The sequence below is a fragment of the Bradyrhizobium sp. SZCCHNS3052 genome (assembly GCF_032484495.1).
Lineage (GTDB): Bacteria > Pseudomonadota > Alphaproteobacteria > Rhizobiales > Xanthobacteraceae > Bradyrhizobium.
Map to the genome: position 1 here is coordinate 44,322 of NZ_JAUETB010000015.1, position 22,052 is coordinate 66,373.

23 protein-coding genes and 1 pseudogene are annotated in these 22,052 nt (G+C 65.2%); 6 read left to right on the plus strand and 18 right to left on the minus strand.

The window, feature by feature from the left end; translation table 11 throughout:
* Positions 1-8: 8 nt before the first annotated feature.
* Positions 9-2,651: a TIGR02302 family protein gene (locus tag QX073_RS30585; protein ID WP_316187755.1), complete on the minus strand. Its 2,643-nt coding sequence runs from the start codon at positions 2,649-2,651 to the stop codon at positions 9-11.
* Between the two features lie 943 nt (positions 2,652-3,594).
* Here QX073_RS30585 and QX073_RS34495 point away from each other — a divergent pair.
* Complete coding sequence (locus tag QX073_RS34495) at positions 3,595-3,897, plus strand: addiction module protein (protein WP_410052402.1); 303 nt, start codon at positions 3,595-3,597, stop codon at positions 3,895-3,897.
* Here the strand turns inward: QX073_RS34495 and QX073_RS30590 are convergent.
* The 5 genes and pseudogenes from QX073_RS30590 to QX073_RS30610 all read right to left on the minus strand — a co-directional run bounded on the left by QX073_RS30590 (position 3,877) and on the right by QX073_RS30610 (position 8,377).
* On the minus strand, positions 3,877-5,001 hold the full coding sequence (locus QX073_RS30590) for a DNA methyltransferase (RefSeq protein WP_316187756.1): 1,125 nt from the start codon (positions 4,999-5,001) through the stop codon (positions 3,877-3,879). The genes QX073_RS34495 and QX073_RS30590 overlap by 21 nt on opposite strands.
* 2 nt (positions 5,002-5,003) lie before the next feature.
* On the minus strand, positions 5,004-5,876 hold the full coding sequence (locus QX073_RS30595) for an SIR2 family protein (protein ID WP_316187757.1): 873 nt from the start codon (positions 5,874-5,876) through the stop codon (positions 5,004-5,006).
* Positions 5,873-6,934, minus strand: coding sequence for a ParA family protein (locus QX073_RS30600; protein ID WP_316226861.1), 1,062 nt, complete (start codon positions 6,932-6,934; stop codon positions 5,873-5,875). Before QX073_RS30600 ends, QX073_RS30595 begins: the two co-directional genes overlap by 4 nt.
* A 227-nt stretch (positions 6,935-7,161) precedes the next feature.
* Positions 7,162-7,428 (minus strand): annotated as a pseudogene (locus tag QX073_RS30605) (N-acetyl-gamma-glutamyl-phosphate reductase); the annotation flags it as partial.
* Positions 7,429-7,522: 94 nt separating this feature from the next.
* Positions 7,523-8,377, minus strand: coding sequence for a LysR family transcriptional regulator (locus QX073_RS30610; protein WP_316187759.1), 855 nt, complete (start codon positions 8,375-8,377; stop codon positions 7,523-7,525).
* A gap of 132 nt (positions 8,378-8,509) precedes the next feature.
* Here QX073_RS30610 and QX073_RS30615 point away from each other — a divergent pair, with 132 nt between their 5' ends.
* From QX073_RS30615 to QX073_RS30625, 3 genes are all read left to right on the plus strand, one after another.
* Complete coding sequence (locus QX073_RS30615; protein WP_316226862.1) at positions 8,510-9,496, plus strand: zinc-dependent alcohol dehydrogenase family protein; 987 nt, start codon at positions 8,510-8,512, stop codon at positions 9,494-9,496.
* Positions 9,497-9,759: 263 nt separating this feature from the next.
* A complete protein-coding gene (locus QX073_RS30620; RefSeq protein ID WP_315826625.1) occupies positions 9,760-10,161 on the plus strand; it encodes an NUDIX hydrolase in 402 nt (133 codons plus the stop codon).
* Between the two features lie 117 nt (positions 10,162-10,278).
* Entirely contained in the window at positions 10,279-10,827 is a 549-nt protein-coding gene (locus tag QX073_RS30625) for a hypothetical protein (RefSeq protein ID WP_315826624.1), read from the plus strand.
* 116 nt (positions 10,828-10,943) lie between these two features.
* Here QX073_RS30625 and QX073_RS30630 read toward each other — a convergent pair whose 3' ends face one another.
* From QX073_RS30630 to argH, 5 genes are all read right to left on the minus strand, one after another.
* Positions 10,944-11,267, minus strand: a complete 324-nt coding sequence (locus tag QX073_RS30630) for an addiction module antidote protein (protein WP_315826623.1) — start codon at positions 11,265-11,267, stop codon at positions 10,944-10,946.
* Between the two features lie 2 nt (positions 11,268-11,269).
* Complete coding sequence (locus QX073_RS30635; protein WP_316226863.1) at positions 11,270-11,566, minus strand: type II toxin-antitoxin system RelE/ParE family toxin; 297 nt, start codon at positions 11,564-11,566, stop codon at positions 11,270-11,272.
* Between the two features lie 233 nt (positions 11,567-11,799).
* Positions 11,800-13,065, minus strand: a complete 1,266-nt coding sequence (gene lysA, locus QX073_RS30640) for a diaminopimelate decarboxylase (protein WP_316186173.1) — start codon at positions 13,063-13,065, stop codon at positions 11,800-11,802.
* Positions 13,066-13,341: 276 nt separating this feature from the next.
* Entirely contained in the window at positions 13,342-13,635 is a 294-nt protein-coding gene (lptM, locus tag QX073_RS30645) for an LPS translocon maturation chaperone LptM (protein ID WP_315718142.1), read from the minus strand.
* 83 nt (positions 13,636-13,718) lie between these two features.
* Positions 13,719-15,110 (minus strand): argininosuccinate lyase, encoded by a 1,392-nt coding sequence (gene argH / locus QX073_RS30650; RefSeq protein WP_315718143.1) that lies wholly within the window; start codon positions 15,108-15,110, stop codon positions 13,719-13,721.
* 98 nt (positions 15,111-15,208) lie between these two features.
* Here argH and tlpA point away from each other — a divergent pair, with 98 nt between their 5' ends.
* Positions 15,209-15,898 (plus strand): thiol:disulfide interchange protein TlpA, encoded by a 690-nt coding sequence (gene tlpA, locus QX073_RS30655; protein ID WP_316171813.1) that lies wholly within the window; start codon positions 15,209-15,211, stop codon positions 15,896-15,898.
* 10 nt (positions 15,899-15,908) lie between these two features.
* Here tlpA and QX073_RS30660 read toward each other — a convergent pair whose 3' ends face one another.
* The 6 genes from QX073_RS30660 to QX073_RS30685 form a co-directional block, all read right to left on the minus strand.
* Positions 15,909-16,106 carry a putative motility protein gene (locus QX073_RS30660; RefSeq protein ID WP_315718145.1) on the minus strand — a complete coding sequence of 66 codons (198 nt, stop codon included), beginning with the start codon at positions 16,104-16,106 and terminating at the stop codon, positions 15,909-15,911.
* A 77-nt stretch (positions 16,107-16,183) separates the two neighbouring features.
* Positions 16,184-17,062, minus strand: coding sequence for a 3-hydroxybutyryl-CoA dehydrogenase (locus QX073_RS30665; protein ID WP_315718147.1), 879 nt, complete (start codon positions 17,060-17,062; stop codon positions 16,184-16,186).
* A gap of 99 nt (positions 17,063-17,161) precedes the next feature.
* Positions 17,162-18,106, minus strand: coding sequence for an electron transfer flavoprotein subunit alpha/FixB family protein (locus QX073_RS30670; protein WP_316226864.1), 945 nt, complete (start codon positions 18,104-18,106; stop codon positions 17,162-17,164).
* Positions 18,106-18,855 (minus strand): electron transfer flavoprotein subunit beta/FixA family protein, encoded by a 750-nt coding sequence (locus QX073_RS30675; protein WP_316226865.1) that lies wholly within the window; start codon positions 18,853-18,855, stop codon positions 18,106-18,108. The genes QX073_RS30670 and QX073_RS30675 overlap by 1 nt, the downstream gene beginning before the upstream one ends.
* A 133-nt stretch (positions 18,856-18,988) precedes the next feature.
* The gene (locus tag QX073_RS30680; RefSeq protein WP_315736202.1) at positions 18,989-19,561 is read right to left on the minus strand and encodes a cob(I)yrinic acid a,c-diamide adenosyltransferase; all 573 of its coding nucleotides are present in this window, start codon (positions 19,559-19,561) and stop codon (positions 18,989-18,991) included.
* A gap of 45 nt (positions 19,562-19,606) precedes the next feature.
* Positions 19,607-19,801, minus strand: coding sequence for a twin transmembrane helix small protein (locus QX073_RS30685; RefSeq protein WP_315718162.1), 195 nt, complete (start codon positions 19,799-19,801; stop codon positions 19,607-19,609).
* 130 nt (positions 19,802-19,931) lie between these two features.
* On the opposite strand from QX073_RS30685, the gene QX073_RS30690 reads away from it, so the two are divergent.
* On the plus strand, positions 19,932-20,825 hold the full coding sequence (locus QX073_RS30690; protein ID WP_315718152.1) for a YihY/virulence factor BrkB family protein: 894 nt from the start codon (positions 19,932-19,934) through the stop codon (positions 20,823-20,825).
* Here QX073_RS30690 and QX073_RS30695 read toward each other — a convergent pair.
* Positions 20,752-21,906 (minus strand): ATP-binding protein, encoded by a 1,155-nt coding sequence (locus tag QX073_RS30695; RefSeq protein WP_409999241.1) that lies wholly within the window; start codon positions 21,904-21,906, stop codon positions 20,752-20,754. The two genes, QX073_RS30690 and QX073_RS30695, sit on opposite strands and share 74 nt — an antisense overlap.
* Positions 21,907-22,052 lie beyond the last annotated feature (146 nt).

Here is a 22,052-nt window from a genome sequence, read left to right on the forward strand (position 1 = left end):
ATCCATCCTCAATAGTCCTTCAGCAGCCGCTCGATGTAGTCGAGCTCGAGCTGCGGCCGCGACTGATCGCCGAGCCGGCGGCGCAGCTCCTCGAGGATGCGGCGGACGCGCTGCACGTCGATCTCGCCGGGAATCTTCTGCGAGAAATCGTCGATGTCGCGCCCCGGATGCATCGGACGTCCGAGCGGATCGGTCTGCTGCGCGCCCTGCTGGCGGCCGGCGCGCTGGCCGGGGCCGTCGCCGGGCTGGTCGCCGTCGCCCTGCTGCATCGCCTCGGCGAGGCTCTGTGCGCCCTTGCGCAGCGCGTCCAGCGCCTTGCCCTGCGATTCCACGGCGCCGTCGGCATTGTTGTCGCCGAGCTGACTGCCGGCATCGCCCATCGCGCTGTCGGCGTCGTCGAGCCCGTCGCCGGAATCGCCCTGGTCGCCTTGATCCCCCTGCTCGCCTTGCTGGCCGGGCTGCCCCTTCTGGCCTTTCTGACCCTTCTGTCCCTTTTCGCCCTGCTGGCCCATGCCACGCTTGGCGAGCTGGTCCTGCAACTGCTTCAGGCGGTCGCGCAGCGCCTGCTGGTCCTGCTGCAGGTCGCCCATGCCCTGGTCCTGGTCGCCCTGCTGCTTGTTGCGGTTGCGGCGCGAATCCTGGCCCTGCTTGAAGGTCTTGTCGCGGAGCTGCTGCTGCTTGCGGATCATGTCGCCGAGCTCGTTGAGCGCCTGCTCCATGTCGTTGTCGCCGCCCTGGTTGGGCTGCGCCATCTGCAGGTTCTCCAGCATCTGCTGCAACTGCTCGAGCAGCTCGCGCGCGCCCTCCTTGTCGCCCTGCCGCGACAGCCGCTCCATGCGGTCGATCATGTTCTGCAGGTCCTGCTGGCGCAGGATCTTGGTGTTCTGATCGAGCGGCCGCTGCGCCATCTGCGGGTTGTTGCGCAATTGCTCGGCGAGCTGGCGCATGTAGTTGTCCATCGCCTTGCGCAGGTCCTCGGCGAGCTTCTTGATCTCCTCGTCGCTGGCGCCGCGCTCCAACGCCTGCTTCAGTGCGTCCTGGGCCGCGCGCAGCGCCTTGTCGACGTCGGAGATGTTGCCGTCCTCGATGGTGACCGCGAGCGCCCACAGGCTCGCCACGACCTCGCGCAGCGCATCGTCGGTGCGCGCGGCCTCGAGCTGGCGCGTCACCGAGCGCAGGCCGAGATACTGGCCGAGTTCGGGCGTGAACAGCTCCGGCGCGATCGCCAGCGCATCGAGCGCGGTGAACACGTCGGCATTGCGGTTGCCGTCGAGCGCGAGGATGCGCCGCTGCTCGATCAGCGCCCGCGCCAGCGGCTTGGTGAACAGCCGCTCCGGCAGCCTGGTCTCGAACGGCTCGCTGGTGCCCTCGTTGCCGGCCTCGTCCTTGGCCGTCAGCGTGAGCGTGACGTCGGCGCCGGCGTACGGGTCCTCGCTGAGATCCTTGACGGTCTGGCCGACGCCGTTGCGGGTGCGCGCGTTCGGCAGCACCAGCGGAAACTCCGGCGGCTGGAACAGCGGCCGTGCGGCGGGCGCGTCAGCCGTCTTGCTTTCGTTGCTTTCGGCAGCCTTGCTTTCGACGGGCCGCGCAGCGACCTTGGCGCGGGCTTCGGTGACGCCGTAATCATCCTCGAGCTTGTAGGACAGCTTCAGCGAGCCACGCGCCTGCCGCTCCGGGTCCTTGGCCATGCTGATGACCGGCGGCTTGTCCGGCGTCGCCGCGAACACCCATTGCGGCTGCCCTGCGGGCGCGCGGACGTGAACGGTGCCGTCGGTCTTGATCGTGTAGTGCTTCTCGGTGGTGCCCTTCGGCGCGGCCTCGCCGACCGCGACCTCGCCGGGCGCCGCCTCGGCGACGCCGCCTGACGTGATGATGTCGAGATTGCCGCCGCTGGAACGCACGATCAGCGTCGAGCCCTGGGGCACCACGATCGGGCCGCTCGACGGCACGGCGCCTTCCTTGTTGGCGGCGGACAGGATGATCGGCGGCTTCGCCGTGTAGAGCGGCGGCTTGACCCAGGCATCGACCCGGACCGTGACCGGCGTCAGCACGCCGTTCCAGTCGAACGCCGAGGCCACGCGCAGTGCCCGCTCGTCGCCGGCCGCGATAGAGGTCGCGACCAAGAGCACGATCACCAGCGCGCGCACCGCCCAGGGGTCGTGCAGCGACAGCCGCGGCCGCGGCGTGCCGGCGCGGATGCGCTTGATCGAGGCCAAGGTGCGCTCGCGCTGCGCCTGCCACAGCGCGTGCGCGATCGGATCCTTGGTGGTCAGCGTGTCGGTGAGCGCGGTGGCGGGGCGATGGGCGATGCCCGAGCCGCGATCGAGCCGCGCCAGGCCCTCGTCGCGGGTCGGCCAGCGATATCTCAGCATCGGCACGGCGGCGCCGAGCAGGAGCAGCAGAAACAACCCGACGCCGATCATGCGGACCGCGAACGGCAGGCCGAGCCAGAGGCCGGCCCAGGAGACGATCAGGAACAGACCGACCACCGTGAGCAGCCGGGCGAGATGCGGCCAGCCGCGCTCCCAGGCGATGGCGAGACGCGCCCGCTTCAGCGCCTGCGCCAGCTTGAGCCGCGCCAAGCCATCATGCGTCAGGCCATCGGGCGTGCTGCTTGCCGGCCCGGCCGGCTCGGGGGTGATGCCGCTCAACAATCTCTCCAGGTTGCCCGGATGTTCACCCTAGCACAAAGGCAGTCGTGAGGCACCCGCTCTGCGCGGACTTTCCCGGCGCCGGCCGCCGTTCACACGGGAGTGTGACCGGCCGGGTTCCCGGGGAGTTACGGGGCGCCCCGATGACAGCAGGGCGCCCGGTGACGACGGAGGGTGATCCACGCCGCACACCCTAACTCCGTCATTGCGAGCGCAGCGACGTGTCCGCCGAAGCCCTTCGGGCGAAGGCGGAAGCAATCCAGGGGCTGCGGGCGTGACTCTGAATTGCTTCGTCGCTGCGCTCCTCGCAATGACGTCGTGGCGAACGTCACGATGCACATGATCAAACACTCCGCGGAGGAAATCATTAGCAAAACGAGCACCATCGTTCTCGCGACGCATTCGGCGCCCGAGTGATACCCGCCATCTCACCCTCTCGAGAAGCGAGGGCGCAGGGAAGACCGGGCGCCGGCCGGCGCCCATGGTCCGCGTGCAGCAAAAAAGCACGCGGCAGAACCACAGGCTCAGCCGAGATCACCCGGCCTTCCCTGCGCGATGGTGTTACGACTTATACGCGCTCTTCCCGGGGACCGGCTTGTTGGCCCCGTCGCGGACGACACGTCATCGCCCACTTGGCATCAGCACCGGGATGCCAGAACCACGCGACTTCCTCGTCGCACCGGGATCGTTCGTCCGCGCGAGCAAGCCCACGCTGCGTCCCAATGCGCCCACCGCATCCCGCACCCGACGTCCGTGACGATCGCGAAGCGCCCCCTCAGCGGGACGGGATGCCGGGAGTAGAGCATGATTTCGGATAAAGCGCAACCGAAATATTCGAGTAAGGCGGCGATTGTTTTTCATGCGCTGCGCGCCGCTCGCGTGTCCGCGCCGAAGACGGTATATAGTCCTGAGCGACGACGAGACCGGAGGCTCTGCACCCATGATGCCCCAAGGCATTGCCGCCCTCACGCCTCAGGAGCGGTTCGACCTCCTGACCGACCTCTGGGACAGTCTGGCCGCCGAAGGCGTGATGCTGACCCCGGCGCAGAAAGCCGCGCTTGCGCAGCGCGCCGCCGCGCTCGGTACGCGCATGATGAATTGGAATGGACCAAGCCGTTATTGGCCGAGGCCATCGCCGAGGTCGAACGCAGCGAGGGTGTGCGGCTCAGCGAACTCGAGGCGCGTCTCGACACTGAAATCCAATCGAGCCCATAGCCGCGATAAATCAGCCCTTCTTCAGAACTAAAACCAATTCGCGCTTGGTCGCGGCGCCCGTTCGCCGGCTTCTCCTGATGTCAGGAATAACATCTCGGATGACACGCTCAACCCGAAGGTCGGGATAGCTGGCGGTGAGCTTCGCGAGTATACGCTCGGCCGGGTGAGACTTTACTCGTTTGCGAAGGACTGTCTCGCCGACGACCAGAACGCAGTGACCACCCTTGCGAAGGTACCGCAATGCGTTATTAGCGAAAGCCGCAGTTATTTCATCTGATTGCGCTTGTTTTTCTGTCGGCTCCGGAGAGTAATCGACAGTGCTCCTGTCAAGGAACCACATACGAAGCCGGTTGTCCCGTACATAGTCGAGCGCATTCATATAGGGTGGACTTGTAATTATTGCATCCACCTCGAAGTCCAATTTGAGATCAGCGACGCAGACCTGTTCGACGCGCAGCACATTTGCTTTGTCTATCAAATTTCCATGCTTGTAGGTGCGCGCCAGCTTCGCCGCAAGACGAGGAGCCAACTCGCGCTCCTCGTACATATCCGGGAATTCTTCCTTTGGGAATTTCTTATCGCGGAGATACGGCACAAGGTGACTACTTGGGTACGACAAGAACCCCGGACGTTGATGGTGGAGAACGCTCAGCAAACATGCGAGCAAAAATTGATCGTCCCTCTCAATACACTCGTCTGCAAAGCGCACTGCATTCTGCAACGTTGCGGGATGGAAGAACTTTCGAACCCAGAGCGGAAGCTCCTTAATTTTGTAGCGAGGACGCCTTTGTGCGTCTGCCAGCCTCCGGTTCAGTTGTTCATTAGCCAAATCCAACGATTGCGGAGCTTCGAGTTTCGCCCGGGTCAGCGTGACAGCATAGGGGTTTGCATCGAATGCAAGCGATCTTCGTCCCATCAGAACAGCTTCCAACGGGATGGTGCCAGACCCAGAAAAGCAATCAAGCACGACATCACCCTGCGAACTGAATTGCTCGACGAGCTGACGGGCGATTACTGGCTTCAACTTGCCTATGTAGGGAGCCAACTGATGAAGGCGAGAATAGTCAGCCGTTAAGGTAGCCTTACGCCATTCACGAGGAGCTCTTTCCGCAACGATGGCCAATTGTTCGAGCATTGTTACCACGCCGCCGTCTTCGCTATTTGCTCGCGCGCAGTCTCAACCTTGCCCGCCAGCACAGCAATCGAATCAGCGAGCTCCTTATGGTTGTCGGCCGGATCGTAAACAAGCGCTTTGAGGTTCATGGTTTCTTCTAGAACTCGCAGTATTCCTGTTCGCGTCGAATCGTTGGGCATAGCCATATAGTGCGGACGAGCTCCTTCAAAACGATAAGCATGATCTTCGAGGAGCAATTGCATATCGGGGTCTCGCATTGACGCCCCGAGAAACACGAAAGTGTGGGTTATGAAGAGCCCCCGCAGCAGTTGATAGAAGTGGCTGTAGTCCCGGCGGGCGAGAGCATACTGGCTACGGGTGAAGATGGTCTTATCGGGATTATCGATTGTGCCGTGCACTTTAATTACGACGCGGTCCTGTCGACGGAAAACGTCCGCGACGTCGTGGTCGTAATAGTTCTTCACAATTACAGTGTTGCTCTGGAGCTGATTGGCTCTGTTTTCATAAAGCTTGTCAAAGTTCGTGGTCATTACGATCCGCGAGTCGACTGAACTCAAGTCATCGTGAATCTGGGCATGACGATACGCATTACCAACGAACTCCTGCAACATTTCGGTTTTAAATATGGAGGGCGACAGATACTTCCGCGCCAGCTCACATGCAGTCAAAAGGTCTGCATCTTTGATGCATTGTTCAACTTCTGCCGCTTGCCCCTTATCGGAGATCCGAGAGGCAAGGTGCGCCAGGTAGGCAGACCATTCTTTCGGATGCACTCCATGGTCGTTCTGAGCATTGCGGGACACCCCCGCGCCCAAAAAGAGAACAGACCTGCGAGCAGCTATGTCTTGAACTAGGTCATCTGGCCAGTCAATCATGCCCGAATCTCCGCAGTACGTCGGAGGTTTCGCATGAGAGATGAGGTTAGATTGCCGATAAACTTCTGATACTGCTGCTGCTGCTGGTACTGACCTCCCGATAGGCCCTCGCGCGACGTCAACTTGTGGATTGGGGTATGAGCCGTTTGTGCAAGAGGGACGAGGCTGAACATGTGAGGCACGTCGCCGAGCCGAACTTCCTCGGCTGCCAACCTAGGAGCAATGAAGGGCCCCAAGCTTTTTGTGATTTCATTCGGGATTTTTGAAAGGATCGCCTCGTAAGCAGCAGTTGCTCTTTTCTGATCGCGAATAGTCTTCGTAATGTACTGCTGTACCGTATACCCCACAAATCGACCCATGAGCCCTGAAGACGCACGTACTTCGCCAGCATACGCTTCGAGAGCGGCTTCATTCCGAGCCACCACTTGCTTGTAGGCTGTCTCATAGTAGTTGCGCCATTGAGCAATCCAGTCCGCGATATTCTCGATGCCAATTAGACTGAATATGTCGCAACCCATCGGAGCGAGAAAAAAATCAACGCCGACTAGGATTGAGCGATTGAGCGCGCCGAGACTTGGTCCAACGTCATAGATTATCAAGTCATATTGCGGCTTTAGATGACTGAGTAGCTGAGTGTTCCAATTTGTGACGCGAGCTCCACCTAAGTTGCCAGCCATAAATTGTGTCCAACTGGTACTCAGCCCATCCTCGAGGAGAGCAACATGGGGATGTCCTGGAATGATAGAGATACCGAAGCGATTTGTATCTGGTCCCGCGATCTTGTGAGTTTTCCCAAGTGACGCATCGCCATCTAGAAGAGGGCGGAGAACCTGTTTGAGAGTATCCATATCAGACAGGCCGGACGGAGACTCGTACAGTCTTTCTGTCGTCTCATCTGACAATACTAGTTGTGTAGCGTTACATTGAGGGTCTCCATCAATCAGGAGAACGTTAAGTTTCTCCGTTTCTGCTATATAAGCGGCGACATTGCAGGCCAGGGTGGTTTTGCCTACGCCGCCTTTATTGTTGAAAAAACATAGGCTACCGAGTGCTGGCATGCAGGAAAACTCCTAAGGGCGCCCAGTCAGTGATTCGGTCGATCTTGCTGGTTTGGCCGCATGCGTACAAGTGGTTGCAACAACGAGGCAACACATTTTGGTCGGCGCGCCAGCCTTCAGCCCATGCCTGCTCGCTCGCAAGAACTCACAACCGCGACACCCGCGTACACGTCGCGATTAGGTGCCAATTGCGCGAGCGGATCACGGCGGACCGGCCGCCATAGCCCTCACGGCCAGACCGGCACCCCCTCCAGCCCCGCGGTCTCCGGCAGCCCGCACATCAGGTTCGCATTCTGCACCGCCTGCCCGGCTGCGCCCTTGCCGAGATTGTCGACGACGCCGAGCGCGATCACCAGGTTGCGGTCGGGGTCGGCGGCGTAGCTGACGAAGGCGAGGTTGGAGCCGGTGGCCCATTTGGTCTGCGGCGGCGTGTCGGTGACGCGGACGAAGGCGCTGCCTTCGTAGAAGCGGCGGGCGGCGTCGAGGCACTGCGCTGGATTACGGTGACACTGCACGAAACTCGAGGCACGCGGGGGACTAGATCCGGAGCGCCGACGAGATCGAGAGCGCCGCAGTGTCAAACGCATCTCACGCGGACGCCAGTTGCGAGATGACGAGGTCGAGCAGCGCCCGCAGCCGGGCGAGCCGGCGCAGATCGCGGTGATAGCCGACATAGGTGTCCCGCCCCGGCGGCTGCTCGCCGATGTCGACGGGCCGCAGGCCCGGCGTCGCGTCGCCGAGCGGCCGGGGCAGCACGGCGAGCCCCGCGCCTTGCGCTGATAGCATGGCCTGAACGTCGCGGTTGTTGCTGCGCATCGCGACCTCGGCCTTCGGCAGTCGCTTCGCCAGCCAGCGCGCATCGGGCATGTCGGCGAAGGCCGTGTCCATGGTGACGACCCTGATCCCCTGGCCATCGCCCTCGACGGCCTGCGGGCCGTCGAGCGGACCGTACACGGCATAGGGGATGTGCAGGAGCCGGCGCGAGATCACCTCCGGCTCATCGAACGCGCGGATGCGAAACACGAGATCGGCCTCGCGGCGGGGAAGACTGTAGAGCCGCGCGTCGGTCAAGAGCTCGACACAGACGCGCGGGTGCAGCCGGCCGAATTCGGCCAGAACCGGCGTCAGCACCAGGCGGCCGAACCAATCCGACGACGAGATCCTGAGAAAACCGTCGAGCTGCGCCTGCGCGCCCGCCAGGCGCCGCTCGAACGCGAGCGCCTCCTCCTCCATCCGCTCGGCGTGGGCCAACACCGCCGTGCCCTCGTGAGTCAGCACGAAGCCTTCGGCCGTGCGCTGAAACAGCGTCTGGCTCACGGCCGCTTCGAGCGCCGCCAGGCGGCGTCCCATGGTCGGCTGAGACAGGCCGAGCCGGCGCGCGGCCGCGCCGAGCGTGCCCTCGCGCGCGATGGCGAGGAAGATCCGCAGGTCGCTCCACTCCATGCGAGGCCTTTCGACGACGGGGGCGACGGACACGAGACGCCCATTCAAAACTGAATGGATTACATACGAACTCGATGATGTCCATTCATGGCACGACGGCCGACGATGCCTCCATCACAACAGGAGGTCGCCATGACCATCTCGATGAAGGCTGCCATTCTCCACGAAACCGGCGCGCCGCTCCGCGTCACCGCGATCAGCCGCCCCGCGCCGGGACGCGGCGAGGTCCTCGTCCGCATCGCCGCGGCCGGCACCAACCCGCTCGATACCAAGATCCATGCCGGCCAGGCCGCGCATGCCAGGCAACCGGCCCCCGCCATCCTCGGCCTGGACATGGCCGGCACGGTCGAGGCCACAGGCGAAGGCGTCACCCGGTTTCGTCCGGGCGACGAGGTCTACGGCATGGTCGGCGGAGTCGGCGGCCACCCGGGAACGCTGGCCGAATATGTCAGCGCCGACGCGGATCTGCTCGCGGCCAAGCCGGCGAACCTCAGCATGCGCGAGGCGGCCATCCTGCCGCTGGTGACGATCACGGCCTGGGAAGGTCTGGTCGATCGCGTCGGCATCCGGCCGGGACAGACGCTGCTCGTCCTGGGCGGCGCCGGCGGTGTCGGTCACATCGTCGTCCAGCTCGGCCTCGCCTTCGGCGCAACGGTTTTCGCAACGGGAAGTCCAGAGAGCCGGCCGGTGATCGAGCGCCTGGGCGCTGTTTTCATCGACCGCAACGAACCGATCGCCGACGCCGTCGAGCGCATCACGGCGGGCCGCGGCTTCGACGTCGTCTACGACACGGTCGGCGCGCTCGACACCGCCTTCGCCGCGGTCGCGCGGTTCGGCCATGTCACCTCGTCGCTGGGCTGGGGCACCCATCCGCTGGCGCCGCTGTCGTTCAAGGGCGGCACCTATTCCGGCGTCTTCACGCTGCTGCCGCTGCTCGACGGCAAGGGACGGCGGCATCACGGCGAGATCCTCGCCCAGGCCGCACAGCTGGTGGAATCCGGCAAGCTCACGCCGCTGCTCGACTCGCGCCGGTTCGCCCTCGAGGACGTCGGTGCGGCCTATGACGCGCTCAAGACGGGCGGCACCGGCAAGATCGCCATCGACATCGCGGCGGCATGAGCCGGCGCGACCCACGAGCCTCACACGGCGATCGAGCCGGGCTTCTTCCGGACCGACTTCATGGACGAATTACGGTGACGCTGCAGTTTTCTCGACCCGTTTCGGATGGATGTGAGGCGGACGGGCAGTTGACTGCACCACACCAGAATGACGAGACCGGACAGTGAGTGCGCCCAGACATCCGAAACTGCCAAGGCCTCCCACATCAATTCTGCTACGATCCGCCTCAACGACGAAATGGATTCAGCGGCCGACACATGGCGATGAACGAGCCTCGGTTGGGCTGCGGTGTTGTGATCGTTGATGGCGGGGCGATCCTGCTCGTCCAGCGCCTTCGCGACCCGGAGGCCGGCTGCTGGGGCCTGCCGGGCGGCAAGGTCGACTGGCTGGAGCCGGTGGAGGACGCCGTCAGGCGCGAGACGACAGAGGAGCTCAACATCACGCTTGGCGATCTCAGGCTGATCTGCGTTGTCGACCAGATCGACCGGCTGAGGGGCGAACATTGGGTTGCGCCGGTCTATCTCGCCTCGGGCTTCAAGGGTGAGCCGAGGCTGGCCGAGCCCGACAAGCACGCCGCGTTCGGCTGGTTCGCCTTGCACGAGCTTCCGAATCCACTCACGCTGGCAACGCAGCAGGCTGTGCGGGCCCTGCGCCGCGAGCGCTGAGTCGAGGAGTGCGCAACAGTGCCCTCAAGTCCTGGGTCCCGCTGCGTTGGCCTTTGATCGGGCGCACTGTCACCGTAGGCCATGCGCATGATCAGGCGAGCCAGGAGCATCATGGCCATGCCCATGTCGATCGCGCAGTTGGCGCTTAGGCGGAGGACGATCGCGGCGCCGATGCGTGCTCTGATCGGCCTGCTGAGCTGTGCCATGCTGCTCGCCTGGCCGGCGCGCGCGCCCGCGGCAGACGCCGGAGGTGACGCCGCCGTCGAAATTCGCAACGGACCGACGTTCGGCGAACTCGAACTTCGCGCTCATGGAACGGTCGAGCTCGCTTCCGAACTGATCGTCGAGGAGCAGCGCGCCGACGGCACCTTCGAGCGCGCTGGTGATCTCGATCGCGACTCGCTCAAGCTCGTGGCGTCGTGCGACCAACCGCCCGGTACATGCGTGAGGATCGACGAACGCGGTCTGCGACCGAAGCCGTGGACCGGCATGTCCTGTTCGGCCCAATGCGCCCGGGGCTGCGACAGGAACTTTCCGATGTACGGCCGCTTCCGCTTCGTGGTGAAGTCATGTGACGGCCGGACGAGGTTCGAGGGCCCGGTCTTCGAGCGGCCGTGGCCTCACCAATCCATCTCACCGCGTGGGCCGTACCGAAGGGCACCATAGCCGTAGTCCAATGGCGATAGCTTGCCTGACAGCCCGGACTCCCGCGCATCAATTGAAAATGAGGTCTCGATCTCGATCCCCGACCAGAAGACCGCCCTCTCCGCAGTCTCTCATCGTCACCGCAACGCCGCGGCTTTCGTATTCGGCTTGGCTTGGGCCGGCTCGGCGGTCAGCCGGATTCCCATCGCGGCGATGATGCGCAGGACGGTTGCGAATTCGGGGTTGCCGTTTTCGCCGAGCGTCTTGTAGAGCCCTTCCCTGGTCACGCCGGCGGCCTTTGCGACCTGGCTCATACCCTGCGCGCGGGCGACCAGATTGAGCGCGTCGCGGACCTCGGCGGGATCGCCGTCGGCAAGCACGATGTTGAGATACTCCGCGCGGGCGGCCGGTGTGCGGAGGTGCTCGGCGGCGTCGAACTTCTTCAGCTTGCTGACCTTCATCCTCAATCCTCCAATGTCGTCGCGAGGTCCTGGGCCTTCTCGATGTCCCTCGCCTGGGTCCGCTTGTCGCCACCGCAGAGCAGGATGACGACGGTCTTGCCGCGCCTCGTGAAGTAGATGCGGTAGCCCGGGCCGTAGTCGACGCGAAGCTCGCTGACCGCACCGCCAACGGACTTGGCATCGCCGAAGTTTCCGGCGGCCACCCGGCTGATCCGCCGGACGATGTACAAACGAGCGCGCTGATCGCTCAACGCGGCCAGCCAACGCGAGAAGCCGGGCGTTTCGCGAACGTCGACCATCTGGGGAATGTAATCTATGGATTACAGACGCACAAGAGCACGATGTGCAAGCCTGAACCGAGCAATCGCGGCAGGAACGCCTGCCGATGAGTTACTCCGTCATGCCCGGGCTTGTCCCGGGCATCCACGTCGTTCCCAGGATGCCGGACGACGTGGATGGCCGGGACAAGCCCGGCCATGACGATGTGGAAGCAGACGGGCACAACGCTGTCAGCTCAATGCGCGGCAGCCCCTCACAGCCACGGCGCCGGCGTGTCCATCGCGATCAGCTGCTCCACCTCGATCCGCGGCCTGATCACGGCGGACTGGTCGCCCTTGACCAGCACCTCGGGCACCAGCGCGCGGGTGTTGTAGGTGCAGGCCTGGACGGCGCCGTAGGCGCCTGATGTCATGATGGCGAGGAGATCGCCCGGCTTGGGCTCGGGCAGCGTGCGGTCGAGCGCAAGGTAGTCGCCGCTCTCGCAGACCGGGCCGACGATGTCGGCTGTGAACGACGGCGCACCCGGCGCGGGCTGCGTCACCGGCAGGATGTCGTGATGGGCCTCGTAGAGCGTCGGGCGGATCAGGTCGTTCATCGCGGCGTCGATGATGACGAAGTTCTTGGCCTCGCCATGCTTCACATAGATCACCTTGGCGACGAGGATGCCGGCATTGCCGACGATCATGCGTCCCGGCTCGAACATCAGGGTGCAGCCGAGATTGTGGCTGACGCGCTTGACCATCGCGGCATATTCCGCGGGCTCCGGCGGCACCGCGCGGTCCATGTGATAGGGGATGCCGAGGCCGCCGCCGAAATCGACATGGGAGATGTCGTGGCCGTCGGCGCGCAGCGTCTGCACGAACTCGGTCAGGATGCGGAACGCGGTCTCCATCGGACCGAGATCGGTGATCTGGCTGCCGATATGGACGTCGACGCCGGTGACCTTGATGCCCGGCATCTTGGCCGCGCGGGCGTAGACGCGGCGGGCGTGCTCCAGCGGAATGCCGAACTTGTTCTCCGACTTGCCGGTCGAGATTTTTGCGTGTGTGCCGGCGTCGACGTCCGGATTGACGCGCACGGAGATGCGGGCGGTGTGGCCGGTCTCGACCGCGAGGCGCGCCAGCAGATCGAGCTCGGGCTCGGATTCGATGTTGAGGCAGTGGATGTCGGCCGCGAGCGCGGCGCGCAGCTCGGCCTCGGTCTTGCCGACGCCGGAGAACACGATCTTGCGCGACGGGATGCCGGCCGCCAGCGCGCGCTTCAGCTCGCCGCCGGAGACGACGTCGGCGCCGGCGCCGAGTTTGGCCAACGTGCGCAGCACCGACTGGTTGGAGTTGGCTTTCATCGCGTAGCAGATCAGCACGTCCTGGCCGGCAAAGGCGTCGGCGAACACGCGGTAGTGCCGCTCCAGGGTCGCGGTGGAGTAGCAGTAGAACGGGGTGCCAACGCGGGCGGCGAGCTCGGCGAGATTGACGGCCTCGGCGTGCAGCACGCCGTCGCGGTAGTCGAAGTGATTCATGGGTCTGATCCGCGCACGGGGCCGCGAGAAGGTTGATTGTGGCGGCGAATTGCCGGGAAATGGGGTGGATTGTCAAACCCGCGCTGCCACCCTCCCCTGGAGGGGGAGGGTCGATCGCACGCGAAGCGGGCGAGCGGGGTGGGGTGAAGCCGCGAGGACGGTGCGGGTGGAGAGATCACCCCACCCCGCCTCGCGTTTCGCTGCGCTCAACGTGAGGCGACCCTCCCCCTCCAGGGGAGGGTGGCACCGACCGCTGATCGAGAGGGAGTTCGAGCTCTATTTGCTGTCGAGCAGCGGGTCGAGGATGAAGGGTTTCTTCTGGCCGCGGGTGGCGGCGGGGGCGGCGTCGGCGCCGTAGCCGGAGTTGAACAGGCCGGGCTTGTTGGCGGCATCCGTCGCGGTGTCGGCGGGAGCGGCCGACATCTGCGGCGCCGGCGGGGAGTTGGCCGGCAGGTCCAACGGACCCTTGCGGCCGCAGGCGGCCAGCAGAAGGGCTGAAGCGCCGAGGACGAGCAGGACCCGGGCGGCGGAGGTTGGACGGCGAGCGCGATTCACGTGTGAAATCCCCATGCGGGCGGCACCATACAGAGAATGCACCGGCCTGACGAGTGCGGGAGTGCCACGCCGGGCCGATCAAATTTCGAACGGGAGCCCTACTTTCGCTGTTTTTCCAGCCGCTTCAGCCAGGCTTTGGCCTGCGCGGCCACGTTCTTCGGCGCGGTGCCGCCGTAGCTGGTGCGGCTCTTCACCGAGGACTCGACCGAGAGCACGCCGAGCACCTCGGCTGATATCTTCGGCTCGACCTCCTGCATCGCCTTCAGCGGCAGCTCGTGCAGGGCGACGCCTTGCTTGGCGGCCAAGGCCACGATCCGGCCCGTGACGTGGTGGGCCTCGCGGAACGGCATCTTGAGGGTGCGCACCAGCCAGTCGGCGAGGTCGGTCGCGGTGGCGTAGCCCTCGCCGGCGGCGGCCTTCATGCGGGCCTCGTCCGGCACGAGGTCGAGCGCCATGCCGGTCATGGCGCGGATGGCGAGCGACAGCGCCGCGAACGCCTCCATCGCGCCCTGCTTATCCTCCTGCATGTCCTTCTGATAGGCGAGCGGCAGGCCCTTCATGACGATCAAGAGCCCGTTCAGCGCGCCGATGACGCGGCCGGTCTTGGCGCGCACCAGCTCGGCGGCGTCCGGGTTGCGCTTCTGCGGCATGATCGAGGAGCCGGTGGTGAACTTGTCCGACAGCTTGATCAGGCCGACCAAAGGCGAGGTCCAGATCACGATCTCCTCGGCGAAGCGCGACAGATGCACGGCGCAGATCGAGGCGGCCGACAGGGTCTCCAGCACGAAGTCGCGGTCGGACACGGCGTCGAGCGAATTGGCCATCGGGCGCTCGAAGCCGAGCGCCTCGGCGGTGGCGTGGCGATCGATCGGGAACGAGGTGCCGGCGAGCGCGGCGGCCCCCAGCGGCGATTCATTGAGCCGCTTGCGGGCATCGAGGAAGCGGCCGCGGTCGCGCCCGGCCATCTCGACATAGGCCAGCAGATGGTGGCCGAAGGTGACGGGCTGGGCGGTCTGCAGATGGGTGAAGCCGGGCATGACCGTGCCAGCGTATTCGAGCGCGCGGGTGGCGAGCGCGTGCTGGTAGGCGGCGAGCGCCGCGTCGATGTCGTCGATGGTGTCGCGGACGAACAGGCGGAAGTCGGTCGCGACCTGGTCGTTGCGCGAGCGCGCGGTGTGCAGGCGGCCGGCGGCGGGGCCGATCAGCTCGGAGAGCCGGCTCTCGACATTCATATGGATGTCTTCCAGGGCCCGCTTGAACTCGAACGAACCCTTGGTGATCTCTGACAAAATCGTGTCTAGACCCTTAGCCATATTTTTCGCATCACCCGCGGTGATGATGCCCTGGGCGGCGAGCATGGCGGCGTGCGCCTTGGAAGCGGCGATATCCTGCGCGTAAAGGTGGCGATCGACGTCGATCGAGACGTTGATGTCCTCCATGATCTCGTCGGGACGCTCCGAGAACCGTCCGCCCCACATCGTGTTGCTCATGCCTGAACCGCTTCCAAGACCTTGCTGACCGCCGCTGGATGGGACACACCGTCCGGTATCCCGAAATTCGCGCCTCTGATAGCCGCAACCGACCCGAGATGACAAACGATAAGCCTGACCCGTCCCCTGCCCGCCCCGCATCCTCGCGGCGGACGCTGCTCGCGGCCGGTGCCGTGGCGGTGGTCGCCGTGGCCGGCATCGCGGCGGTGACCCTTGGCGGATTGCTGAAGGGACGGCCGGCGGGCGACCAGGCCTGTCAGGCGGCGGTCGACACCGCCAAGCGGATCGCACCGCTGATCAAGGGCGAGGTGGCGGCGCTGACGGCGGCAACAGTGCCGCTGCGGCTACCGGATCTCGCCTTCGAGGACGGCACGGGGGCGGCGAAGAAGCTGTCGGATTTCCGCGGCAAGACGGTGCTATTGAACCTGTGGGCGACCTGGTGCGTGCCCTGCCGCAAGGAAATGCCGGCGCTGGACGGGCTGCAGGCCAAGCTCGGCAGCGACGCCTTCGAGGTGGTCGCGGTCAACATCGACACCCGCGACCCGGAGAAGCCGAAGACGTTCCTCGCCGACGCCAAGCTGACGCAGCTCACCTATTTCAGTGACCCGAAGGCCAAGGTGTTCCAGGATCTGAAGGCGGTCGGCCGCGCGCTGGGGATGCCGACCTCGGTGCTGGTCGACGGCAATGGCTGCGAGATCGCGACCATCGCGGGTCCCGCCGAATGGGACAGCGCCGACGCGGTCAAGCTGATCCAGGCGGCGACATCGAAGGCGGCCGCGGGACTCTAATCGGGAGAACTCAGGCGGCGATGTTGAGATTGCCGCCGACGCCGGGGCCGGCATTGGCGAGCGACAATGTCTGCTGCGCGCCGCCGAGCAGCGTCAGCACCGCATCCTTCTGGGCGTTCAGGTTCTGCTTCAGCACCGACGTGGCGACCTGCTGCTGTGTCGCACTCGCCTGCTGCGCCATGACCGCAGCCACCAAGCTCATGTCCATACGCGCTTACCTCGCTAGCGGCACGCTAACCGAGGAGCCTTAACGAAGCGTATCGGTCGAGCCCGGCGGCGGTAAAATCAGCGGGTCGGCACCGGCTTGGGGCCGCGATAGTCGTAGAAGCCGCGCTGCGTCTTGCGGCCGAGCCAGCCAGCCTCGACGTATTTCACCAGCAGCGGGCACGGCCGGTATTTGGAATCCGCCAGCCCCTCATGCAGCACCTGCATGATGGACAGACAGGTATCCAGACCGATGAAATCGGCCAGCTCGAGCGGCCCCATCGGGTGATGCGCGCCGAGCTTCATCGCCGCATCGATCGCCTCGACATTGCCGACGCCCTCATAGAGCGTGTAGATCGCCTCGTTGATCATCGGCAGCAGAACGCGGTTGACGATGAAGGCCGGGAAGTCCTCGGAAACGGCGACCTGCTTGCCGAGCCGGCCGACGAACTCCTTGGCCGCCTCGAAGGTGGCGTCGTCGGTGGCGATGCCGCGGATCAGCTCGACCAGCTCCATCAGCGGAACCGGGTTCATGAAATGAATGCCGATGAAGCGCTCGGGGCGATCGGTGCAGGCGGCGAGCCGGGTGATCGAGATCGACGAGGTGTTGGAGGCGATGATCGCCTCCGGCTTCAGCACCGCGCAGAGATCGTGGAAGATCTTGCGCTTGACGTCCTCCTTCTCGATCGCGGTCTCGATGACGAGATCGCAATCGGCGAGGCCGTCGAGGGTTTCGCTGATCGAGATATGGCCGAGCGCCTGGTTGCGGGCGTCCTCGGAGATCACCTTCTTCGCGACCTGGCGGGTCAGATTGCCGTTGATGGTCGCCATGCCCGATTTCAACCGGTCGGCAGTGACGTCGTTGAGCACCACGTCGAGCCCGGCCAGCGCGGCAACGTGCGCGATGCCGTTGCCCATCTGTCCTGCGCCGATCACTCCGAGCTTGTTGATCTGAGCCATGTTGTCATCCACCCGAACGGCACGCCTGCTGCGCCCGCCCATGCCCTTGGAAGTGAGAACACCGGCCGCCGCGGTCCCACGCGGCCGGTGCCAGCAGCGTTATTTGCCGAGCTTGCCGAGCGCCTCGGTCAGCTCCGGAACCGCCTGGTAGAGATCGGCCACCAAACCGTAATCGGCCACCTGGAAGATCGGCGCGTCCTCGTCCTTGTTGATCGCGACGATCACCTTGGAGTCCTTCATGCCGGCCAGATGCTGAATGGCGCCTGAAATGCCGACCGCGACATACAGTTCCGGCGCGACCACCTTGCCGGTCTGGCCGACCTGCCAGTCGTTCGGCGCATAGCCGGCATCCACCGCGGCGCGCGAGGCGCCGACGCCGGCGCCGAGCTTGTCGGCGAGCGGCTCGATGTACTTGGCGAAGTTCTCGCGGCTCTGCATCGCGCGGCCGCCGGAGACGATGATCTTGGCCGAGGTCAGCTCGGGACGGTCGCTCTTGGCGACCTCCTCGCCGACGAAGGTCGACAGCGCCGGATCGCCGGCCGCCGCCACGGTCTCGACCGACGCGCTGCCGCCCTCGCCTGCGGCGGCGAAGGTCGAGGTGCGCACGGTGATGACCTTCTTGGCGTCCTTCGACTTCACGGTCTGGATCGCGTTGCCGGCATAGATCGGCCGCTCGAACGTGTCGGGCGCGACGACCTTGATGATCTCCGACACCTGCATCACGTCGAGCAAAGCGGCGATGCGCGGCATCACGTTCTTGAAGCGCGAGGTCGCGGGCGCGACGATCGCGTCGTAGTTCGCGGCGAGCTTGACGACGAGGTCGGCGAGCGGCTCGGCGAGATCATGCGCGTAGGCCGCGTCATCGGCGAGCAGCACCTTCTTGACACCGGCGAGCTTGGAGGCGGCTTCGGCCGCAGCCTTGGCGCCCTGGCCCGCGACCAGCACGTCGACATCGGCGCCGAGGGCTGTCGCCGCCGTCAGCGCCTTGTTGGTGGCGTCCTTGATGGATGCATTGTCGTGTTCGGCAATCAGCAGCGTGGCCATCAGAGCACCCCCGCCTCGGTCTTGAGTTTGTTGACGAGCTCGGCGACGTCCTTGACCTTGACGCCGGCCTTGCGGCCCGCCGGCTCGGTGGTCTTGAGCACTTCGAGCCGCGGCGTGAGATCGACGCCGGTGTCGGCGGCGGTCTTCTCGGCGATCGGCTTCTTCTTCGCCTTCATGATGTTCGGCAGCGACGCGTAGCGCGGCTCGTTGAGGCGAAGGTCGGTGGTGACGATCGCCGGCCCCTTGAGCTTCACGGTCTGCAGGCCGCCGTCGACCTCGCGGGTGACCTTGAAATCGGAGCGCTCGACCTCGAGCTTGGAGGCGAAGGTCGCCTGCGCCCAGCCCAGCAGCGCGGCCAGCATCTGGCCGGTCTGGTTGGAATCGTCGTCGATCGCCTGCTTGCCGAGGATGATCAGACCCGGCTGCTCGTCCTGCGCCACGGCTTTGAGGATCTTCGCGACCGCCAGCGGTTCCACGTTGCCCTCGGCCTTGACCAGGATGCCGCGGTCGGCGCCCATCGCGAGCGCGGTGCGGATCGTCTCGGACGCCTGCGCGGGCCCGATCGAGACCACCACCACCTCGGTCGCCTTGCCGGCTTCCTTCAGCCGCAGCGCTTCCTCGACGGCGATCTCGTCGAACGGATTCATCGACATCTTGACGTTGGCGAGCTCAACGCCCGATCCGTCGCTCTTGACGCGGACCTTGACGTTGTAATCGACCACCCGCTTGACCGGCACCAGAACCTTCATCGATCCTCTTTCGCTCTAAATTGTCCGGGGTTGACCTTTCGGGCGCGGAACCTAAAGCCCCCGTACCCCCCGGTCAACGCGCGAGGGGGAAAAAACGCAGGCCCGCACGCCCCCGCGTTAACGGTTTTGCGGGTTAACGGTTTTGGCCCGGCACCCACAACACGTCGCCGGCGCCGTTCCGGTTTGCCGCCCGGCTGGCCACGAACAGGAAATCCGACAACCGGTTCATATAACGAATGGCGGCCTCGCTGACCGGCTCGTCAGGCTTGCCGGCGAGTTCCGTCATGATCCGTTCCGCCCTGCGGCAAATGGTACGCGCCACATGCAGATGCGCCGCCGCCGCAGTCCCTCCGGGCAGCACGAACGACGTCAGCGGCGAGAGCCGCTCGTTCAGCGTATCGATGTCGCGCTCCAGGCGGTCGACCTGGCTCGCGACGACGCGCAGCCGCTCCGCCTTGCCCTCGCGCTGCGGCACGGCGAGATCGGCGCCGAGGTCGAACAGATCGTTCTGGATCAGGCCGAGCATCGCATCGATCTCGGGCGCATCGGCCAGATGCAGCCGGACCACGCCGATCGCAGCGTTGGTCTCGTCAACGGTTCCATAGGCGGAGACGCGCAGATCGTACTTGGGACGCCGCTCGCCATTGCCGAGCGCGGTCGTACCGTCGTCACCTGTCCGTGTGTAGATGCGATTCAGGACCACCATGCTGCGTTCTCAACGTCCGTTTCTCGACGCCTCGGCGTCTCGGTCTCAGCGCCCCATTGCCCAGATCGCCGCCATGGCAACGACGATCGCGACGAACTGCAGGATCACCCGCCAGCGCATCAGCTTCTGCGACAGGTTCGGCGAGCCGCCGCGCGTCATGTTGACGAGGCCGAGAAACAGCACCAGGGCGACCGCGCCAACGGCGATGGGAAGGATGAATTTACCAAGAAGTGAAGCCATCGGTGCTAGATAACACCGCAAACGCAAGAGCGCCATGGCGGATCCGCGCAGCCGGCGCTGCAACTTCTGGCTTTTGGACCCGTAATATCGGATTGTACAAATCACGTTCTTTCGCGGAGTGCAGGGACAGGTGAAGGCGCTTCGCTACATCTTCCACGTCGTCATGGACGCGTTCTACACCTTCCTCGCCGACGACGGCTGGGCGATCGCCAGCCATATCGCGCTGTCGACCCTGATGGCGCTGTTTCCCTTCCTGATCGTCCTGACCTCGCTCGCCGGCTTTCTCGGCTCCAAGGACCTGGCCGACCAGGCCGCCACCTTGATGCTCGAGACTTGGCCGGCGCAGGTGGCGGATGCGCTGACCGGCGAGATCCACGACGTGCTGACCACGACCCGGACCGATGCGCTGACCATCGGCGCCGTGCTCGCGGTCTACTTCGCCTCGAACGGCGTCGAGGCGCTGCGGGTCGCGCTCAACCGCGCCTACGGCGTGATCGAGCAGCGCCGCTGGTACTGGCTGCGGCTGGAATCGATCGGCTATACCCTGGTCGCCGCGTTCACGGCGCTGGCGATGTCGTTCCTGATCGTGCTCGGCCCGCTGATGCTCGCCACCGCCCGGCGCTATTTGCCGCTGGCGGTCGAAGCCAACGAGCGCTTCGTCAACCTGACGCGCTACGGCATCACCATCAGCGCGCTGGTCGTCGCGCTGTTCATCCTGCACGCCTGGCTGCCGGCGGGGCGGCGCAGCTTCATGCAGATCCTGCCCGGCATCGTCTTCACCTTCATCGCCTCGCTGGTGTCAGGGATCGTGTTCGGCCAGTACCTGGCGCGCTTCGCCAACAACTACGTCACGATGTATGCAGGGCTCGCATCGGTGATCATCGCACTGGTGTTCCTGTATTTCATCGCCGCGATCTTCGTGTATGGCGGCGAATTGAACGCTTCGATCATCAAGTCGCGGCTGCCGCGCGGCGTGTCGCTCCAAGAAGCGCAGTCGCTAGAGCCCGCGGCGAAACGGGCTTGAGCAGGAACGCGTCCGCGCCGGCAGCCCGCGAGGCCGCCTCGTCCTCGCCGCGTCCGGACACGCCGATGATCGGGATAGTCCCGTGGGGCGCGTCCAGCTTGCGAATGCGAGCAATCGCCTCGACGCCGTTGATGCCGGGCAGCACCATGTCCATCAGCACCGCATCGTAATTGCCGGCCGCGATCCGCTCCGGCGCCGCCTCGCCGCGGCCGATGAACTCGGCCTGGTGGCCGAGTTCATTGAGGATGGTGTTGAGCACCACGCGGCCGAACGGATTGTCCTCCACCCCGAGGATCCGCAGGGGCCGCGTCGGCGCGAGGGCGACACCATCTTCCGATCCGCCGGCGGTGGCGTGCGGTGTAGCCGCAACGGTCAGCGTCACCGTCAGGGTGAAGGTCGTGCCGCCGCCTTCATGCGGCGCCACTGCGACATCGCCGCCCATGGCGCGCGCCAGTTGCCGGACCGAGGACAGTCCGAGTCCGGCCCCGCCGAAGCGCGAGGCAATCGAAACATTGGCTTGGCTGAACGGCCGGAACAGCCGCTTGATCTCCTTCAGGGTCAGGCCGATGCCCGAATCCGAGACGTGGAAGGCGATCGCGGCGCTGCCCCTGCCCGCGCCTCGGCCTGCGCCCCTGCTCGGCTTGCCGCGACCGCCGCGGCGTGCCGGAACGACCTCCAGCGCCACGCCCCCCTGCTCGGTGAACTTCACCGCATTGTCGATCAGGTTCTCGAGCGCAGCGCGCAGCCGCACGGGGTCGCCGATCACGAGTCCCGGCAAGTCGTCGGAAACGTGGACCTTGACATCCAGCCCCTTGGCGGCGGCGCGGCCCGACAGCGAGTCTCCGGCGGCCCGCGCCAGCACGCGCAGATCGAACAGATCCTCACGCGGCAGCGCGCCGGTGGTCTCGTCCTTGGCGGCATCGACGAACAGGGTGGCGAGGCTCGACAGATGCTCCGCGCCGGCCTTGATCGTATCGACCCAGCGCCGCTCGCGCTCGCCAAGCTCGGAGGTGGCGAGCAGGTCGCTGATGGCGAGAATGCCAGTCAGCGGCGTGCGCACTTCATGGGCGAACACCGCCAGCGCGGCTTCGACGACTCCTGGTGATCCAGCGGCAGCCTTGGGCGCGGACTTCGCGGTCTCGGGCTTCCTCACTCCGGACTTGGCCGCGCTTCGCCGGCTCCCCGCCATCGCCGTGACCTGAGGAACGTGCTTCTTGAGCGGTCGCG

Excerpts from the sequence above, each read along its gene's own strand:
- QX073_RS30625 (WP_315826624.1), top strand. The coding sequence starts at position 10,279 with ATGCCCATGTCGATCGCGCAGTTGGCGCTTAGGCGGAGGACGATCGCG.
- QX073_RS30615 (WP_316226862.1), top strand. The coding sequence starts at position 8,510 with ATGACCATCTCGATGAAGGCTGCCATTCTCCACGAAACCGGCGCGCCG.
- QX073_RS30590 (WP_316187756.1), bottom strand. The coding sequence starts at position 5,001 with ATGCTCGAACAATTGGCCATCGTTGCGGAAAGAGCTCCTCGTGAATGG.
- QX073_RS30600 (WP_316226861.1), bottom strand. The coding sequence starts at position 6,934 with ATGCCAGCACTCGGTAGCCTATGTTTTTTCAACAATAAAGGCGGCGTA.
- QX073_RS30610 (WP_316187759.1), bottom strand. The coding sequence starts at position 8,377 with ATGGAGTGGAGCGACCTGCGGATCTTCCTCGCCATCGCGCGCGAGGGC.
- QX073_RS30680 (WP_315736202.1), bottom strand. The coding sequence starts at position 19,561 with ATGGTGGTCCTGAATCGCATCTACACACGGACAGGTGACGACGGTACG.
- QX073_RS30595 (WP_316187757.1), bottom strand. The coding sequence starts at position 5,876 with ATGATTGACTGGCCAGATGACCTAGTTCAAGACATAGCTGCTCGCAGG.
- tlpA (WP_316171813.1), top strand. The coding sequence starts at position 15,209 with ATGACAAACGATAAGCCTGACCCGTCCCCTGCCCGCCCCGCATCCTCG.
- argH (WP_315718143.1), bottom strand. The coding sequence starts at position 15,110 with ATGAGCAACACGATGTGGGGCGGACGGTTCTCGGAGCGTCCCGACGAG.
- QX073_RS30685 (WP_315718162.1), bottom strand. The coding sequence starts at position 19,801 with ATGGCTTCACTTCTTGGTAAATTCATCCTTCCCATCGCCGTTGGCGCG.
- QX073_RS30630 (WP_315826623.1), bottom strand. The coding sequence starts at position 11,267 with ATGAAGGTCAGCAAGCTGAAGAAGTTCGACGCCGCCGAGCACCTCCGC.
- QX073_RS30635 (WP_316226863.1), bottom strand. The coding sequence starts at position 11,566 with ATGGTCGACGTTCGCGAAACGCCCGGCTTCTCGCGTTGGCTGGCCGCG.
- lptM (WP_315718142.1), bottom strand. The coding sequence starts at position 13,635 with ATGGGGATTTCACACGTGAATCGCGCTCGCCGTCCAACCTCCGCCGCC.
- lysA (WP_316186173.1), bottom strand. The coding sequence starts at position 13,065 with ATGAATCACTTCGACTACCGCGACGGCGTGCTGCACGCCGAGGCCGTC.
- QX073_RS30660 (WP_315718145.1), bottom strand. The coding sequence starts at position 16,106 with ATGGACATGAGCTTGGTGGCTGCGGTCATGGCGCAGCAGGCGAGTGCG.
- QX073_RS30670 (WP_316226864.1), bottom strand. The coding sequence starts at position 18,106 with ATGGCCACGCTGCTGATTGCCGAACACGACAATGCATCCATCAAGGAC.
- QX073_RS30620 (WP_315826625.1), top strand. The coding sequence starts at position 9,760 with ATGAACGAGCCTCGGTTGGGCTGCGGTGTTGTGATCGTTGATGGCGGG.
- QX073_RS34495 (WP_410052402.1), top strand. The coding sequence starts at position 3,595 with ATGCCCCAAGGCATTGCCGCCCTCACGCCTCAGGAGCGGTTCGACCTC.
- QX073_RS30675 (WP_316226865.1), bottom strand. The coding sequence starts at position 18,855 with ATGAAGGTTCTGGTGCCGGTCAAGCGGGTGGTCGATTACAACGTCAAG.
- QX073_RS30665 (WP_315718147.1), bottom strand. The coding sequence starts at position 17,062 with ATGGCTCAGATCAACAAGCTCGGAGTGATCGGCGCAGGACAGATGGGC.